The sequence below is a fragment of the Catenulispora sp. EB89 genome (assembly GCF_041261445.1).
Lineage (GTDB): Bacteria > Actinomycetota > Actinomycetes > Streptomycetales > Catenulisporaceae > Catenulispora.
Genome location: NZ_JBGCCU010000034.1, coordinates 66,018 through 81,730, shown reverse-complemented (window position 1 = coordinate 81,730; position 15,713 = coordinate 66,018). Strand labels below are relative to the sequence as shown.

Genomic DNA, 15,713 nt, shown 5'->3' with positions numbered 1-15,713 from the left:
GCGCCCACTTCCGGCGTCGGGCGAAGTCGGTACCGCCGAGGGCACGAACGTGCCAATCTTGAGGCGCCGGGAGAGTGCGACGACCATGGTGACGAACCAAGCGACGGCGGGGAGCGACATGCGGGTCGAGGAGGACTTCGTCCGGCTGGCCGACCCCTTCCGCCCGGAGATCCTGGCGCACTGCTACCGCATGCTGGGCTCCATCCACGACGCCGAGGACCTGGTCCAGGAGACGTACCTGCGGGCCTGGCGCTCCTACGAGGGCTTCGAGGGCCGCGCCTCGCTACGCACCTGGCTGTACCGCATCGCGACCAACGCCTGCCTGACCGCCCTGGAGCACCGCGCGCGCCGTCCCCTGCCGGCCGGCATCGGCGCCCCGCACACCGACCCCGAGGGCGACCTGAGCCCGGTCCCGCCGGAGATCACCTGGCTGCAGCCCTTCCCGGACGCGGTCCTGACGACCGGCACACCCGGCGTCGCCGGCCCCGTCGGCATCTCCGCCGTGGCCGGCGCGGACCCGGCCTCGGTCGTCGCGGCCCGCGCGGGCCTGCGCCTGGCCCTGGTCGCGGCCCTGCAGTACCTCCCGCCCCGGCAGCGCGCGGTGCTGATCCTGCGCGACGTCCTCGGCTGGCGCGCCGCGGAGGTGGCGGCACTGCTGGAGCTCACGGTGACGGCGGTGAACAGCCTGCTCAAGCGGGCCCGCGCCCGCCTGGCGGAAGTGGCGCCGGACGTCGAGGAGGTCGCCGAGCCGACCGAAGCCGAGCAGCGCGCGATCCTGGACCGCTGGGCCCGGGCGTTCGTCGAGGCCGACGTCGACACGCTGATGCAGCTGCTGACCGACGACGCGATCTACGAGATGCCGCCGCAGCCGATGTGGTTCCAGGGCGCGACGATGGTGCGCCGGCTCCTGACCCACCGCCTCGGCATGCACGGCAAACACCGCGAGATGATCCCGATCACCGCCAACAACCAGCCCGCCTTCGCGGTCTACTCCGGCGACGACGACCGCATCCTGGGCGCGGAGTCGATCCAGGTACTGACGATGCGCGGCGACCGGATCGCGCGGGTGTCGACGTTCCGGACACCGGGCCTGGTGGCGGTGGCGGGACTGGCGATGGAGCTGGAGATCGACGACTGATGCTGGACGCCTGATGCTGCTGGTACTGACCGGCTCCAGCGGGGCGGGCAAGACGACGCTCTCGTGCGCGGTGGCCGACCTGCTGCCCGGCGCCGTGGTGCACGAGTTCGACGAGATCGGCGTCCCGGACCCGCCGATCCCCCCGCACTGGCGCAACGAGATGACCGAGCACTGGATCCAGCGCGCACTGGAGTACCAGGAGCGCGGGACCGACCTGGTGCTGTCGGGGAACTCACCACTCGGCGAGATCCTGGCCGCGCCGTCGGCACCGTTGCTGGACGGGATCGCGGTCTGCCTGATCGACGTCGCCGACCGGGAGCGCCGCGAACGCCTCGCCGCGCGCGACGCCGGGCGCTGGGACGAGGCGGCGCTCGACGCGTTCTGTGGCTGGGCGGCGTGGCACCGGGAGCACGCACGGGATCCGCGGTACCGGCCGGACGTGATCGTCGAGGGCAGCTGGCCGGAGATGGCATGGCAGCGGTGGACCGGCTGGGCCTCGGACGATCCGCGCTGGGAGTCGCCGGTGTTCGACACGACCGGCCGGCCGCTCGCGGAGTCTGCGGGGGCGGTCGCGCGGTGGGCGGCTGAGCGGCGGGCGGCGCATCGGGAGGGGCGGCTGGCTTTGGGGCGCGGGTGGGCTGAGCAGGGTTGAGTCAGACCTGATCGCGGTCGGGGCGGCGTTGAGCGCCAACCGTCACCCCGCCAACTGATCCCGCCGCCGCGCCAGATACGCCCGCTCCGCAGTGTTCCCCGCCAGCTCGATCGCGCGGTCGTAAGCCGCGCGCGACTCCCCGCTCCGTCCGACCCGCCGCAGCAGGTCGGCGCGCGCCGCGTGGTAGGCGTGGTAGCCCGCCAGGCGCTCGGCGAGGCGGTCGACCGCGGCCAGGCCGACCTCCGGGCCGTCGACTTCGGCGACCGCGATCGCGCGGTTCAAGGTGACGATCGGCGAGGGGTCCAGGCGGGCCAGCAGGTCGTAGAGTGCCACGACCTGCGACCAGTCGGTGTCGCGGACGTCGCGGGCTGAGGTGTGCACCGCGTTGATCGCCGCCAGAATCTGGTAGCGGCCCGGGGCCTTGCCGGTGGCCAGGCGCTCGCGCACCAGCTGGTGCCCCTCGGCGATGAGCGCCCGGTCCCAGGCGCCGCGGTCCTGCTCGTCCAGCGCGACCAGCTCGCCGTTGCCGGAGACGCGGGCGGTGCGGCGGGCCTCGATGAGCAGCATCAACGCCAGCAGCCCGGCCGCCTCGCCGTCCTGCGGGAGCAGGGTACGGATCAGGCGTGCCAGCCGGATCGCCTCGGCCGTCAGCTCGTGGCGGACCGGGTCGGTGTCCGGGCCGGTCGCCAGGTAGCCCTCGTTGAAGACCAGGAACAGCACCGACAGGACGCCTGACACCCGCGCCGGCAGGTCCTCCTCCGACGGCACCCGGTACGGGATGCGCGCCGCCTTGATCTTCGCCTTCGCGCGGGTGATCCGCTGCCCCATCGCGCTCTCCTGCACCAGGAAGCCGCGCGCGATCTCCGCGACGGTCAGGCCGCCGACCATGCGCAGCGTCAGCGCGACCCGGGTCTCCTCGGCGAGCGCCGGGTGGCAGCAGGTGAAGATCAGGCGGAGCCGTTCGTCGTCGATGGCGCCCAACGGCTCGGGTGAGTCGTCGTACGCGAGTATCTGAACCATCTGAGCCTCCCTCTGCTTGTCGCCCCGCTTGCTCTCGCGGCGGATCCGGTCGATGGCCCTGCGCTGCGCGGTGGTGGTCAGCCAGCCGCCGGGGTTCGGCGGCACGCCCTCGGCCGGCCAGTGCTCGACCGCCGCCGCGAACGCCTCAGCCGCCGCCTCCTCGGCGACGTCGAGGTCGCCGAAGCGCCAGGTCATGGTGGCGACCACCCGCGCCCACTCCTCGTGGTGCGCGCGGGTGACGGCCTCGCTGACGTCGCGGTCAGCGCCGGTTCCGCTCTCGCTCACAGGAACGGCCGCACCTCGACCCGCCGGTTGCACGCCTTCGACCCCTCGGCGGCGAGCTTGAGCGCCACGTCCAGATCCTCCGCCTCGATGATCCAGAACCCGGCCAGGAACTCCTTCGACTCGACATAAGGCCCGTCGCTGAAGATCGGGTCCCCCGCGCCCCGGTTGTCGATCACCGTCGCACTCACCGGCTCGCCGAGCCCGCCGGCGAAGACCCAGTGCCCGTCCGCGATCAGCTTGGCGTTGAACACGTCGATCGCCGCGTCCTCCTCCTCGGTGGCCCGCCCCGGAGCATCGAAGAGCACGGAAACCAGATACTGCATCTCAGACCAACTCCTGTACGTCGTCGGCGCCCCTCACGGGCTGCCGCTCACCCTTACCACGAACGGCCGCGCCCGGATCCGACACGCACCTGGCAGACTGAGCGACCGTGAATCCGGGTGCGATGACAGAAGGCGCCGTGCTCCTGCTCGGCGGACGCAGCGAGATCGGCCTCAAGGTCGCCGAGCGGCTGGCGGCGGGGCGGACCGTGGTCCTGGCCGCGCGGCGCAGCGACGAGCTGGCGGTCGAGGAGGCGCGGCTGGGGTCGGCCGGGGCCCGGGAGATCCACCGGGTCGAGTTCGACGCCGACGCGGTCGCCGCGCATCCGGAGCTGTTGACCAAGATCTTCGCCGACGCCGGGCCGGTCGGCGTCGTGGTCGTGGCCTTCGGCATCCTCGGCGACCAGGAGCTCGCCGAGCGCGATCCGGCGCACGCCGTGCAGGTCGTGCACACCGACTACGTCGCACAGATCAGCGTCCTGACCGTGCTGGCCACCCTGCTGCAGGCCCAGGGCCGGGGCGACCTGGTGGTCTTCTCCTCGGTCGCGGGTCTGCGCGTGCGCCGCGCGAACTACGTCTACGGCTCGGCCAAGGCCGGCCTGGACGGCTTCGCCAGCGGCCTCGGCGACCGGCTGCACGGCACCGGCGTCCATCTCCTGCTGGTCCGCTCCGGCTTCGTCATCGGCCGCATGACCGAGGGCATGAGCCCCGCGCCGCTGTCCAGCACGCCCGACCAAGTCGCCGACGCGGTGGTGAAAGCCCTGCGTAAGCGCCGTATCCGGGTCTGGGTCCCGGGTGCCCTGCGGCCCGCGTACTTCGTCGCGCGGCTCGTTCCGCAGGCGGTCTGGCGGAAGATGCCGAGGTAGCGCACTGAGCTGCCGCTTTACCGATTCATCGCTCAAGTACCCGATGACATCCCCAAACGGACGTTCAGACCGTTCCGAACCCCCGATTCCCCGCAGCCCCCGGAACCGGAGAGAATCGATCACATGTCCGACACCACTGCCCGCGGCCCGTACCGCGTGACCTTCGTCTGCACCGGCAACATCTGCCGCTCCCCCATGGCCGAGCACGTGCTGCGCAGGTACATCGAGGACGAGGGCCTGAAGGCGATCGTCGACAGCTCCGGCACCGGCGGCTGGCACGCCGGGGACGCCGCCGACCGGCGCACGGTCCGCACCCTGCGGCGCCACGGCTTCACCTCCGACCACGCCGCCCGCAAGTTCCAGCGCGGCTGGTTCGACGACTACGACCTCGTCATCGCCCTGGACGCCGACCACCTGCGGGACCTGCGCGCCCTGGCGCGCGACGAGCAGGACCGGGACAAGATCCGACTTTTGCGCTCTTTCGACCCCTCGGCCGGTCCGGACCTGGACGTGCCGGACCCCTACTACGCGGACGACGAAGCCTTCGAGCACGTCCTGGACCTGATCGAGCGCGCGGTCCCGGGAATCCTGGACGAGATCCGGCACGGGCTGAAAAGCGCCGGCTGAAGAACGCCCGCTGATCACAGCCCCCGCGCCACCGGATGCCGCGGCTCGTACAACCCGAGCCGCGTCCCGCTCGGCAGCGGGATCCACGCCCGCACCCCCCACCGCGCCTCGTCCCGCTCCCCCACCGAGTGCACGCCCCGGGCCGCCAGCACGGCCAGCGTCGCGTCCAGGTCGTCGCACATCAGGTAAAGCTCGCTGGCTGGCGGACCCTCGGCCGGGTGCACACCGAGCTCGGCCGGCGGCAGCTGGAAGATGAGCCAGCCGCCGCCGGCGTCCACGTACGGGAAGTCGAGCACGTCCCGCAGGAAGGCCCGGTCGGCCTCCGCGTCGGTGCTGTAGAGGATCGCGTGAGTACCTGTGATCATGCCTCGACGCTAGTCCGCCGTACGACCTCCGGCATCCGTAGGCTGTTGATATGACGAGTGCCGCATCGCAAGAAGCGTTCCTCCACGCGTTCCACGCCGAGCACCCGGCGGTGACCTCGGAATGGCTCGGCCACGCCCGCGACCCGGAGGGCCGGTCCAGCTACGAGCTCCTGCGCGACCGGGTGGCCGGCCGCGAGCGCGTCCTGGACCTCGGCTGCGGCGACGGCTTCCTGCTCGAACTCCTGGCCGGGGAGAGCGGTCGGCGGCTCGCCGGGGTGGACCTTTCCCCGGAGACCCTGGCGCTCGCCCGCGAACGCCCGGCGCTGTCCGGCACCACGCTCGAAGTGGCGCGGGCCCAGGCGCTCCCCTTCCCCGACGGCGGCTTCGACGCCTGCGTCTGCCACATGGCGCTGATGCTGATGGCCGACATCGAGCAGGTCGCGGCGGAGGTGGCCCGGGTCCTGACACCGGGCGGGGTCCTGGCGTTCGTGGTCGGCGACGGCGTGCTGCTCGGCGAGGCCTACGACCGGTTCCGCGCGCTGGCCACCGAGGAGATCGAGCAGGTCCCCGAGGCCGAGCGGATGCCACGGCTGGGCGACCGGAGGACGCGCAGCCGCGACGGGCTCGACGAGATCCTGAGCCCGGCCGGCTTCGCCCCGGCGGTGTTCGAGAAGGTGACCCTCGATCTGGGCGGCCCGTTCGAGCAGGTGTGGGCCGGCATCTCCAGCCTCTACGACTTCGAGCCGCTCGACGAGGCCGCGATGGCGCGTCTTCGCGACGTCTTCCGCGACGCCCTTCGCGAGTCGATCACGCCCGAGGACACCGTCCCCTTCTCCTACAACATCCTCATCGCAACAGCGCAGCGGCTTTGACGCCCGCCGCCGCCAGCGCGTTCGCCACGCCGGTCTCCTTCTTCCCCAGCACCGGATCCGGCTGGAACACGGCCTGCCCCCAGGCCTTGATCCCGGCCAGCACCTCCCGCGCCGAGTCGTGGACCAGCTCGTTCTCGCCGTCCACGGACTCGCCGGTGTCGGGGACCCCGTACCCGTCGATCCCCGCCGCGCGGCACAGCAGCAGCGCGCGCGGCATGTGGAAGTCCTGCGTCACCAGCGTGGCGTGATCGACCCCGAAGATCTTCTTGGCCCGCGCGCACGAGGCCCAGGTGTCGAACCCCGCGAAGTCGCGCACGATCCGCGCCGTCGGCACGCCCCGGGCCACCAGGTAGTCGCGCATCACGGTCGGCTCGTCGTAGCCGGGGTGCGAGTTGTCGCCGGTCACCAGGATCACGGTCACCTTGCCGCGCTGGTACAGATCCAGGGCGACGTCCAGGCGCCGCGCCAGGTACGGCGTCGGCCGGCCGTTGGGAGCACCCGCGCCGAACACGATCGCGACCGGCTCGTAGGGCACCGAGGCCGCGGTGCGCTGATAGGGGGACGCGTAGGCCCGCACGGCGGTCACCGGCGCGAACAGCAGCACCACGGCGAGCACCGCGGCCTGGTACAGCCGGCGCTGGCTCTTTCGGGTCCGGGGCACGCGCTGGGACAGCCACCGGCGCAGCGGAATTCGGGTCACGTGCAGTAGACGCCGGGCCGTGGACCGCGGTTCCGCCGGATCGGCGCCGCGCCGGTCCGGGAAAACCCGGGGGTCACCGGTCTCAGACCGCCTTTATCCGCCGCCGCCGGGCCAGTTCGTCCACGGCCTGCGACGCGTCGTCCTGGTCTCCCGGAGCTGTACCGGTGCCGGCGACACTCGCGCCGGATCCAGCGCCGGATCCCGCGCCAGCACCGCCCGCGACGTCCTCGCCGGCGCCCGGGAACTGCCTCAGCGTCCCCTCGACCTCGCGGCACACCGCGTCCACGGCGATCCCGAACACCCCCTGGCCGCCCTGCACCAGGTCGAAGACCTCGTCCGGGGACGTGCACTCGTAGACGCTCGCGCCGTCGCTCATCAGGGTGACGCCGGCCAGGTCGGCCTCGCCGCGGGCGCGCAGGTAGCCGACCGCGATGCGGATGTTCTGCAGCGAGACCCCGGTGTCCAGCAGGCGCTTGACGATCTTCAGCGCGATGATGTCGCGGAAGCCGTACAGCCGCTGCGACCCGGAGCCCGTGGCGGACCGGATCGAGGGCTCGACCAGGCCGGTGCGGGCCCAGTAGTCCAGCTGGCGGTAGGTGATCCCGGCCGCGGCGCAGGCCGTCGGCCCGCGGTAGCCGGCCGGCGGGGCGTCCGGCCGCCGCGCGGGGGCGGCCGGCAGGTCGCCCGGTCCGACCGCGCGCGGGAACCCGCTCCCGCTCGCAGCGCCCGTCCCGGTCATGTGCTTGGCCTTCCGCTTGAAGAGCCCCAGTGAGGGAACCCACGCCGATCCGTGTTGTCGGGAAAGAAAGATCCCTCGCCCGGATTCCTTGACGTCGATCAGTCTCCGCAAACCCGATTCGCCGGTGCCGATCGGCGCCGCGGCCGTCGGCGGCCGACGTAGGCCGTCCGGGCCACGGTCTCGGCTCGCCCCTCCAGTTACGTCTGCCTCTAGCTGTCTTCGACCGTATGCGCGGCACGGGGCGCCGGTCAACGACATCGCCCGGGAGGCATCGGGCGTGTCTTCGTGAATCGGACTATCCGACCTTCGCGGTGAGCGCGGGAAGCCGGTTCCCCGGCCTCGTGGCGATGCTCAAGGGATCAGGTGGTAGGAGGTCGGGCGCCAGATACTCAGGCGGCCGGACCGTCAGGCGCCGAAGTCCTCGGGCGAGACCTGGTCGAGGAACTCGCGGAAGCGCTCCACTTCCACCTCGTCCTCCTGCTCGTCCGGGATCAGGATGCTGCTCTCGGCGAGCACTTCCTCGGCCCCGTAGATGGTCGCACCGGTCCGCAGCGCCAGCGCGATGGCGTCCGAGGGGCGCGCGCTGACCTGCAGGCCGCCGTCGAAGACCAGCTCGGCGTAGAAGACCATGTCGCGCATCGCGGTGATGCGGACCTCCAGCAGCTGCCGGCCGAAGGCGGCCAGCACGTCCCGGAACAGGTCGTGCGTCAGCGGGCGCGGCGGCGTGACGCCCTGCTGGGCCAGCGCGATGGCCGAGGCCTCGTTGGCCCCGATCCAGATCGGCAGGTACCGCTCGCCGCTGACCTCGCGGAGCAGCACGATCGTCTGGTTGGACGGCATCTCGACGCGGACGCCGACGACGTCGAGTTCGTTCACGGTGTCCACCCTATCGCGCTGCGGGCCCGCCGGGCATGCCGGGGTTGCCGGAAGATTCCCGGGATGCCGGTGCGGACGGCGGCGGCGGGGCGTCGGCCGGGGCCGGCGGAACCAGGGCCGCGGGGGCGGTGGGCTGGGGTTCCGGCTCCGGGACCGGGGGCTGAGCCGGCACCGGCGCCGAGGGAGCGTGGGCTGTCGGCGCGGTGCTGTGCTGAGATTGCGGAACTTGCTGGACCGGCGGGCCGTGCTGGGCTTGTCCCGCCGGAGCGGCACCGCCGGCCAGCTCGGCCCGCAGCAGCGCCGCGTAGAGCTTCACAGCCGCCGCGGCGGCCTCCGCGGTGCGCGAGGCCGCCCGGGAGGCCGCCGCCTGCCGTCCGGAGCCGGTGACGCCGTCGTGGCGCCGCGTCGGCAGGAGCGTGCCCAGCAGCCCGGCGGTGTTCCGCGCGCCGAGCAGCAACGGCCGCAGGTGCCGGGGTTCGAGCCCGTACTCGGTCAGCGCGGCGGCGGCCCGCGCGATGAACACCGCGTCGCCGCCGTAGTCGTCGAGGTTCGGCAGCAGGCCGTAGGCGACCAGGTCGGCGAGCAAGGACTCGGACACGCCCGCGGTCCGGGCCAGTGCCTCGCGCCCCAGATGCAGCTCGCCGACATCGGCCCGGGTGAGCCGGTAGAACTCCGGATCGGCGACGGTGGCCGCACGCGTCCGGGGCAGCGGTGGCAGCGGCGGGGTCAGCGTGGCCGTCGGAGGCAGCGGCGCGTTGTCGTGCTCGGCATCCACTCGACCGGCGCTGTCTCGTCCGGCGCTGTCTCGACCGTCCCGACCGGCTCGACCGGAGCCGTCCTGACCGGCCCGCCCCCGATCGTCCAGCCCCTCGGCGTCCGGATCCGGCACGGAGGCCAGATCGGCCCCCGACGTCAGCGCGGCCACTATGGCGTCGGCGTCCCCCAGCGTCACCCGCGGCCCGTCGGCCGCCAGGTGCTGCCGGATCACCTTCAGCGGCAGGTACTGGTCGCGCTGCGCGGCCAGCACCCAGCGCAGCTTCTCGACGTCCTCCTCGCTGAAGCGGCGGTACCCGGCCGGGGTGCGGCCGGGGCTGATCAGACCGCCGCTCTCGAGGTAGCGGATCTTGGACACGGTCAAGTCCGGGAAGTCGGCGGCCAGCCGGCCGATGACTTCGCCGATGGTGAGCGCCTCGCCGGACACGCCGCTCTCCTCACCTCTCCTGCCGGCCCCCCAGCTTGACCGTCTGCGAAAGCACGGCCGCCGAGCGGCCGCCGGGGTCGGCTCAGCCCGCGTGGAACACCAGGCGGTACTTGCCGACCTGCACCTCGTCGCCGTCCCGCAGGAGCGCCTCCTGGATCAGGTTGCGGTCCACGTAGGTGCCGTTCAGGCTCCCGACGTCGCGCACCAGGAACCCCTGCGCGCTGCGCACGAACTCGGCGTGCCGGCGGGAGACGGTGACGTCGTCCAGGAAGATGTCGCTGTCCGGGCTGCGCCCGACCGTGGTGACGTCGGCGTCCAGCAGGAACCGGCTGCCGGCGTTCGGGCCGCGCCGCACCACCAGCAGCGCCGAGCCGGCCGGGAGCGCGGCCAGCGCCTCGCGGTCGGCCGGGCCCAGGCCGATCCGCTCGGTCTCCTCCCCGCCGCCGCCGACCTCCGCTTCCGCGGCGGCCTCCACGCTGACCAGGGACATCGTCGAGGTCCGCTCCGCCGCCCCCTCGGGCACCAAGGGGTCACCCGGCAGCGGGGACTCGGCCAATGCGGTGCCGCAGTGCGAGCAGAAGCGGCTCCCCGCTTGGTTGGCGTTCCCGCACCTGGTGCAGAACGGCATGTCGTGGGCCTCCCGGAGTATTCACTGTGGCGGTTGTGGCTGCCGCCTGCGTTGGTCGCAACTTATGGGGCGCCTCTTGTCGAGGTCAACCGGAACGCGCCGAGATGACGTGTCTTTCGTGCTCTGACATCCACGCCATCCACCCAGACTACGTCGTATCAGCCTTCGAATCAGCCTGCCCGGCGGGCCCGGCGAGCGGGGTGTGAACACGAAGGTCCGGCAACCGGATCAGGCCGGTCCCGGACCATCGGCGGCGCAGGCCGGCAGGTGCTACTCGGCGATGGTCGCCTCGTAGCCCTTCGAGTCCAGCAGCGCGTCGACCTCGGAGGCGTCGTCGGGCTGGACGTCGAAGATCCACCCCTCGCCGTAGGGGTCGGAGTTCACCAGCTCGGGTGAGGAGTCCAGCTCGGCGTTGACGGCGGTGACGGTGCCGGTCAGCGGCGCGTACAGGTCGCTGACGCTCTTGGTGGACTCCAGCTCGCCGCACGGCTCGCCGGCGGTGATCTTGGCACCCACCTCGGGCAGCTGCACGAAGACGATGTCGCCCAACTGCTCCTGGGCGTAGTCGGTGATCCCGACGCGGACGCTGTCGGCGTCGCCGGAGCGGACCCACTCATGCTCGGCGGTGTACTTCAGCTCTTCGGGGGTCATCGGCTTCCTTGCCGCCCTTTCCTCACACGGTGTCGACGGCGCGGCGGCCGCCACGGGCCGGTGGGCCCGCGCTCATATTCTGGACCATGCCGGGCCCCGGGGCCCACCGGCCCCTTCACGGCTCATCCGGCCTTGGCGTAGTCCGGGTTCGGCAGCGGCACCACGGCGTCGACGAGCACCTGCCCGGGCACGATCGTGGCGTTGGCCCCCGGCGAGGACTTCACGGTCGCCACCACGCCCCCCGGGATCTGCATGGCGGGCCCGAGCGTGTTCGGGTCGCCGATCACCTTGTAGACGTAGGGCTGGGTCAGTTCGTGGCCGTCGAGGGCGATGCCGCCGTCGGCGAGGTCCACGAAGGACGAGGAGACGACCACCCGCACGTCGTCGACCTGCACCACCTCGGCCCCGGCGGCCCGCAGCTCCTCCAGCGCGTTGAGCAAGGTCGCGGACTTCAGCTGGTTCTGCGGGTCGGTGATGGTCAGGGTGATGCCGGAGCCCTTGGCCTTGACCGTGCCGGACAGGATCTGCAGGTCCTTGGCCTTCTGCTGGGCCTGCGCCAACGCCGCCTGCGCCTTGTCCGCGCTGTCCTGGATCGCCGCGTTCTGCGTCTCCAGGTTGCGGAGCTCGGCGTCGAGGCTCTGCCCCCGCGAGGTCACCTCGTCGAGGATGTTGACCAGGTCGTCGCTGCGCGCGCCGCGCAGGATCTCGTCGGAGGTGTTGGTGGCGTGCACCTGGATCGCCAGGGCCGCACCGAGCGCCCCCAGCAGCACGCCGACCACGGCCTGGTTTCGCGACATGCGCGGGGGCCAGAACGCCGCGAGGAGCCGCCGGCGGCCGAGGGAGACGGAGGCCGGCTTCGCGGGCTTGCCGGGCGCCGCGGGGCCGGAGGCGGCTGCCGCGGGACCCGATGCCGCCGCCGCGGCCGCACGCGACTCGGGCGCCGGGCGGCGGTTGGGAGCATGATCCGGAGCGTGCTCGGACGGCGGACGACGCCGGGGGCCGGGCTCGCCCGCGTGCGGGTGCCCGGGGCCGCGACGCGGGTCCTGCCCGGGCCCCGGACGCCGCGGCGGAGGCTGGCCGCCGGGCGCGGGGCGACGGCGAAGCGGCTCGCCCTCGGAGGGCGTACGGCGGCGGACGGGAGGCTCGGGCTCGGCCGGCTGGTCGCCGGAGGTCTTGTCCTCGAGGTCCTCGGGAAGCAGGTCCCGGAGATTCACCGTCTCGGCGAGCTCCGGGCGATCGGGCTCAGCCTCAGCGGCAGCCGGCTTTTCCGGGAACAGCTCTCGGAGATCGACCGTCTCGTCGGGCTTCTCCGCGCCAGGCTCGGGCTCGTCGGAAGCCTCGTCCTCATCGTCACTCGCGGCGGCCGACAGGTCCTCGGCGGAACCCTCGAGACTCACTGTCTCGTCGAGCACCGGCTCAGCAGGCTGCTCCGGCTGGTCAGGCTCGTCGTCGCTCTCGTCGACCGGCTTCTTCACCGTCTCGGAAGACATCGGCCCGGCATGCTTCTTGGGCCGCCGAGGCACACCCTTGACCTCGGGCTCCTCAGGCAGGCTCCGAAGATCCATCGTCTCGGCGAGATCCGCGCCGGATTCCGTCTCAGCCTCAGCCTCAGCCTCGGCCTCAGCGACGGCCTCAGCCTCAGCCTTAGCCTCCGCCTCGCCCTCGTCCCGATCCTCGTCATCGCCAACCGGCGACACCTTGGGCGTGAACGGATCCCGTTCCCCCGCCCCGGCACCGTCCGCCGACTCCTGCGGATCCGGCTCCGGCTCGTTTCCCGGCCGCGTCTGCACCCAGCGCTCCTTCTCAGGCGTGGAAGATGTGCCGGCGGATGGCCGCGGCGTTGGAGAAGATGCGGATGCCGAGCACGACCACCACGCCGGTGGTCAGCTGCGAGCCGACGCCCAGCTGGTCGCCGAGGTACACGATCAGCGCGGCCACCAGCACGTTGGAGACGAAGGAGACCACGAACACCTTGTCGTCGAAGATCCCGTCCAGCAGGGCGCGCACGCCGCCGAACACCGCGTCCAGCGCCGCCACCACCGCGATCGGCAGGTAGGGGGCCAGTCCCGCGGGCACCGTGGGGTGGAAGACCACCCCCGCGATCACGCCGATCACCAGTCCGATCGCCGCGATCACGACGCCCTCCAAGTCATCTCGGTAGTCCCAGTCATCTCGGTCTCAGTCATCCCGGCCTTGACCAGGCCCTGGTCGGCCGGGCGCGGGGTGCGCCCGTAACCTGATACGGAAAACTGCTGGGGCCACCGTACCGAACCCCCGGGGACGCCCGGAGCACCGGCACTCGACGCCCCGCGCGAAGGCCCGCACGAAAGCCCGCTCGGAGCCCGCCTCACAGCGCCCCTCAAGGAGCCGGCACCGCGTCGCTCAGCGTCAGCTGCGTGGCCGCCGGCAGGGCCAGCTTGCTCTTGGTGTTCGTCGTGAAGCCGATCCCGTACTGCGTCTTCAGCTCGAACAGGTACCGGCCGTCCGCCCCGTCCGCGAACTTCGCCGCCATCGACTTCGGGTCCCCGATCGCCTGCAGCGTGTACGGCGGCGACAGCGGCCGGAAGTCCACCATGATCGCCGACCCCGCGGTCCGGATCGCGGACAGCGCCGTGAGCCGCTGGCCGTTGATCGCCACCGCCTCCGCGCCGGCCGCCCACAGCCCGTTCGCGGCGTGCTGCAGGTCCAGGTCCAGCACCCGGCTCTGGTTGGTGCCGTTCTGCCGCGGGTCGGTGCTGGAGGGGTTGTCCGCGCCGGCGGCGTCGTTGAGCACGACCTCCAGCCCCGGCCCGGTGACCGGCGAGGCCCCGGTCGCCACCGACATCGCGGTGAACGCCTTGCCCTGCTCCGGCCCCAGCGCCTCGGCCTGCGCGGCCTGGAGCTGCCCGCGCACCGTGGAGATCATGGACTCGTCGGCGGAGTTCTTCCGCTCCGCGTCCTGCACCCGCGAGATCAGCTGCTGCCGCTCGCGCTCGGCGGCCGGCGCCTGGCGGTGGGTCTGGATCGCGGCGATCACCAGCACCAGCGCGACGGCCGCCACCCCGAGCAGCACGGTCGGCGAGGGCCGCCGGGTCCAGTGGCTGCCGCCGGCGTCCTCACCCTTGGCCTTGCGCCGCGCCGCGGTCTCGGCGTACCCGGGGTCCAGCGTGTCGTTGAGCAGGCTGGTCAGCAGCGACATCGAGGCGTCGCGGCGCGCGGTGTTCCGGGCGTCGGGCGGCGTGGGCATGGAGGCCATCTTGACATGTCCGCGCTACCGGGCGCGCCTCAGCGCCCGACGTCGCGCGTGAGCTGACGGGCCTGCACGAAGTACATCCCGCCGGCCAACAGATACAGCGCGGTCCCCCAGCCGACGAACGCCCAGCCGAAGATGTTCGCGATGTCGGTCAGGTGGTTCGGCTTCTCGCTGATCTGCCCGAGCAGCAGCAGCGGGAAGGCGTAGAGCAGGTTGAACGTCGCGGCCTTGCCCAGGAAGTGCACCGGCAGCGCCACGCCGTAGCCGGCCTTGCGCAGCTTGGGCGAGATCAGAACGAGCATCGCCACGTCCCGGCCGACCAGCAGGATCGGCAGCCACAGCGGAATGATCTGCCTTATGGTCAGCCCGACCAGGGTGGCCAGGATGTACAGCCGGTCGGCCAGCGGGTCGATCATCGCGCCGAACTTGGTCATCTGGTTCCAGCGCCGGGCCAGCTTGCCGTCCAGCCAGTCGGAGAAGCCGGACAGCGCCAGGATCACCAGGGCCCAGACGTCGTACTTCGGGCCGCCGTAGTAGGGCGAGAGGATCAGGCCCAGGAACAGCGGGACGCCGGCCAGCCGGGCCAGGCTGATCAGGTTCGGGATGGTCAGGACCCGGTTGGAGACCGGGAGGCCGTCCTCGCCGCGCGCGACGTCGTCCTCGTCGTCGTCGTAGCCGTCATCGCCGTAGCCGTCGTCGTAGTACGTGGCGGGGCCGTGCCCGCCGCCCTCGCCCTGGCCGTCGTCGTCGTACGCGCCGTCGTCGTACCCGTCGCCCTCGGCGTAGTACCCGTCGTCCTCATACGACCCCTCGGCGAACTCCTCGCCGTAGTCGTTGATGTTGACGGTCGCGTCGGGGTCGTGGTCGGGCGAGCCGTAGCCGGCCTGGTACGCGTCGTGCTCGTAGCCGTACCCGTCGTCGTAGTCGCCCGCCCTGCCTCGGTTCACAAAGAGCAACGATAGGCGATCAGGGGCTGGGCCTGGGACATCGGTACACGTCCGCCAGGGGTTGTGCCAAGAAACGGCAAAGTCTGGTTCAAGAAGTACGCCATGATCGTCAACTCAGCGTGTCCGCGCGGTAGCCTCAGTGATGCAGGACCGGCCGACCCACCGCACCAGCCCGCACGGTGTCGCCGAGTACGAAACCGCTCCACCCGCGCCCTGTCTCCCTCTCCCCCCAGGTGATCCGGCAGCGCGGGTGGAGCGTCCGTATCCCCCTGCGGACAACCGAACACACCCCCCTTTATCCGGACTCCGCACCCCCCGCAATGGAGTCCGATCCGGTTCCGAGCGTGCTGTGTGTGCACCTCAGAGCCCTGTTTCGCGCTGCGCCGCGCCCGGGTCACGCCGGGTGACGGCGTCCTTGGCGTGCCCTGGGCGTATACCCTCAATCGGCTGTTCTCAACATCCGTAAATCTGCGTACACAGATCTACAGCGAAGACCTGCTGTCGTAGTGCCCATTCCGTGAATATGATGGGCTTGAACAAGTCCATTCCACTCGACACGCAACATGAGCGCTGTCACCACGTTGGCGGGAACGT

At 72.1% G+C, this 15,713-nt stretch carries 18 protein-coding genes; 5 read left to right on the top strand and 13 right to left on the bottom strand.

The genetic code is table 11. The annotated features are described in order from the left end of the window. The first annotated feature begins 85 nt into the window (after positions 1-85). Both ABH920_RS44330 and ABH920_RS44325 read left to right on the top strand, forming a co-directional pair. The gene (locus ABH920_RS44330) at positions 86-1,138 is read left to right on the top strand and encodes a sigma-70 family RNA polymerase sigma factor (protein WP_370355355.1); all 1,053 of its coding nucleotides are present in this window, start codon (positions 86-88) and stop codon (positions 1,136-1,138) included. Positions 1,139-1,151: 13 nt separating this feature from the next. Beyond that, positions 1,152-1,790 (top strand): hypothetical protein, encoded by a 639-nt coding sequence (locus ABH920_RS44325; RefSeq protein ID WP_370355354.1) that lies wholly within the window; start codon positions 1,152-1,154, stop codon positions 1,788-1,790. 42 nt (positions 1,791-1,832) lie between these two features. Here ABH920_RS44325 and ABH920_RS44320 read toward each other — a convergent pair whose 3' ends face one another. Beyond that, positions 1,833-3,095 carry an RNA polymerase sigma factor gene (locus tag ABH920_RS44320; RefSeq protein WP_370355353.1) on the bottom strand — a complete coding sequence of 421 codons (1,263 nt, stop codon included), beginning with the start codon at positions 3,093-3,095 and terminating at the stop codon, positions 1,833-1,835. After that, positions 3,092-3,418 carry a YciI family protein gene (locus ABH920_RS44315; protein WP_370355352.1) on the bottom strand — a complete coding sequence of 109 codons (327 nt, stop codon included), beginning with the start codon at positions 3,416-3,418 and terminating at the stop codon, positions 3,092-3,094. The genes ABH920_RS44320 and ABH920_RS44315 overlap by 4 nt, the downstream gene beginning before the upstream one ends. 122 nt (positions 3,419-3,540) lie before the next feature. Between ABH920_RS44315 and ABH920_RS44310 the strand changes: the two genes are divergently transcribed. Then, on the top strand, positions 3,541-4,281 hold the full coding sequence (locus ABH920_RS44310; protein WP_370355351.1) for an SDR family NAD(P)-dependent oxidoreductase: 741 nt from the start codon (positions 3,541-3,543) through the stop codon (positions 4,279-4,281). 123 nt (positions 4,282-4,404) lie between these two features. Beyond that, positions 4,405-4,908: a low molecular weight protein-tyrosine-phosphatase gene (locus ABH920_RS44305; protein ID WP_370355350.1), complete on the top strand. Its 504-nt coding sequence runs from the start codon at positions 4,405-4,407 to the stop codon at positions 4,906-4,908. A gap of 14 nt (positions 4,909-4,922) precedes the next feature. Here ABH920_RS44305 and ABH920_RS44300 read toward each other — a convergent pair whose 3' ends face one another. Continuing rightward, positions 4,923-5,273, bottom strand: coding sequence for a VOC family protein (locus ABH920_RS44300; RefSeq protein WP_370355349.1), 351 nt, complete (start codon positions 5,271-5,273; stop codon positions 4,923-4,925). A gap of 50 nt (positions 5,274-5,323) precedes the next feature. Between ABH920_RS44300 and ABH920_RS44295 the strand changes: the two genes are divergently transcribed. Beyond that, on the top strand, positions 5,324-6,145 hold the full coding sequence (locus tag ABH920_RS44295) for a class I SAM-dependent methyltransferase (protein WP_370355348.1): 822 nt from the start codon (positions 5,324-5,326) through the stop codon (positions 6,143-6,145). On the opposite strand, the gene ABH920_RS44290 is transcribed toward ABH920_RS44295, so the two are convergent. From ABH920_RS44290 to ABH920_RS44245, 10 genes are all read right to left on the bottom strand, one after another. Next, a complete protein-coding gene (locus ABH920_RS44290; RefSeq protein WP_370355347.1) occupies positions 6,120-6,845 on the bottom strand; it encodes a vancomycin high temperature exclusion protein in 726 nt (241 codons plus the stop codon). The genes ABH920_RS44295 and ABH920_RS44290 overlap by 26 nt on opposite strands. A gap of 82 nt (positions 6,846-6,927) precedes the next feature. Then, on the bottom strand, positions 6,928-7,584 hold the full coding sequence (locus ABH920_RS44285) for a MerR family transcriptional regulator (protein WP_370355346.1): 657 nt from the start codon (positions 7,582-7,584) through the stop codon (positions 6,928-6,930). Positions 7,585-7,989: 405 nt separating this feature from the next. Further along, a complete protein-coding gene (locus ABH920_RS44280; RefSeq protein WP_012787332.1) occupies positions 7,990-8,460 on the bottom strand; it encodes a bifunctional nuclease family protein in 471 nt (156 codons plus the stop codon). A 10-nt stretch (positions 8,461-8,470) separates the two neighbouring features. Then, positions 8,471-9,661, bottom strand: coding sequence for a MerR family transcriptional regulator (locus ABH920_RS44275; protein ID WP_370355345.1), 1,191 nt, complete (start codon positions 9,659-9,661; stop codon positions 8,471-8,473). A gap of 82 nt (positions 9,662-9,743) precedes the next feature. Then, complete coding sequence (locus ABH920_RS44270) at positions 9,744-10,289, bottom strand: FHA domain-containing protein (RefSeq protein WP_194920579.1); 546 nt, start codon at positions 10,287-10,289, stop codon at positions 9,744-9,746. Positions 10,290-10,559: 270 nt separating this feature from the next. After that, on the bottom strand, positions 10,560-10,940 hold the full coding sequence (gene gcvH / locus ABH920_RS44265) for a glycine cleavage system protein GcvH (RefSeq protein ID WP_194920580.1): 381 nt from the start codon (positions 10,938-10,940) through the stop codon (positions 10,560-10,562). Positions 10,941-11,062: 122 nt separating this feature from the next. Then, on the bottom strand, positions 11,063-12,730 hold the full coding sequence (locus tag ABH920_RS44260) for a DUF881 domain-containing protein (RefSeq protein WP_370355344.1): 1,668 nt from the start codon (positions 12,728-12,730) through the stop codon (positions 11,063-11,065). 13 nt (positions 12,731-12,743) lie between these two features. After that, complete coding sequence (locus ABH920_RS44255) at positions 12,744-13,076, bottom strand: small basic family protein (protein WP_194920582.1); 333 nt, start codon at positions 13,074-13,076, stop codon at positions 12,744-12,746. A 223-nt stretch (positions 13,077-13,299) separates the two neighbouring features. After that, a complete protein-coding gene (locus ABH920_RS44250; protein ID WP_370355343.1) occupies positions 13,300-14,166 on the bottom strand; it encodes a DUF881 domain-containing protein in 867 nt (288 codons plus the stop codon). Between the two features lie 38 nt (positions 14,167-14,204). Then, complete coding sequence (locus tag ABH920_RS44245) at positions 14,205-14,783, bottom strand: CDP-alcohol phosphatidyltransferase family protein (RefSeq protein WP_370355377.1); 579 nt, start codon at positions 14,781-14,783, stop codon at positions 14,205-14,207. Positions 14,784-15,713: the final 930 nt, after the last annotated feature.

Coding starts and splice junctions, on each gene's coding strand:
- ABH920_RS44330 (WP_370355355.1), top strand. CDS start 86: ATGGTGACGAACCAAGCGACGGCGGGGAGCGACATGCGGGTCGAGGAG.
- ABH920_RS44325 (WP_370355354.1), top strand. CDS start 1,152: ATGCTGCTGGTACTGACCGGCTCCAGCGGGGCGGGCAAGACGACGCTC.
- ABH920_RS44315 (WP_370355352.1), bottom strand. CDS start 3,418: ATGCAGTATCTGGTTTCCGTGCTCTTCGATGCTCCGGGGCGGGCCACC.
- ABH920_RS44310 (WP_370355351.1), top strand. CDS start 3,541: ATGACAGAAGGCGCCGTGCTCCTGCTCGGCGGACGCAGCGAGATCGGC.
- ABH920_RS44305 (WP_370355350.1), top strand. CDS start 4,405: ATGTCCGACACCACTGCCCGCGGCCCGTACCGCGTGACCTTCGTCTGC.
- ABH920_RS44300 (WP_370355349.1), bottom strand. CDS start 5,273: ATGATCACAGGTACTCACGCGATCCTCTACAGCACCGACGCGGAGGCC.
- ABH920_RS44295 (WP_370355348.1), top strand. CDS start 5,324: ATGACGAGTGCCGCATCGCAAGAAGCGTTCCTCCACGCGTTCCACGCC.
- ABH920_RS44285 (WP_370355346.1), bottom strand. CDS start 7,584: ATGACCGGGACGGGCGCTGCGAGCGGGAGCGGGTTCCCGCGCGCGGTC.
- ABH920_RS44270 (WP_194920579.1), bottom strand. CDS start 10,289: ATGCCGTTCTGCACCAGGTGCGGGAACGCCAACCAAGCGGGGAGCCGC.
- gcvH (WP_194920580.1), bottom strand. CDS start 10,940: ATGACCCCCGAAGAGCTGAAGTACACCGCCGAGCATGAGTGGGTCCGC.
- ABH920_RS44250 (WP_370355343.1), bottom strand. CDS start 14,166: ATGCCCACGCCGCCCGACGCCCGGAACACCGCGCGCCGCGACGCCTCG.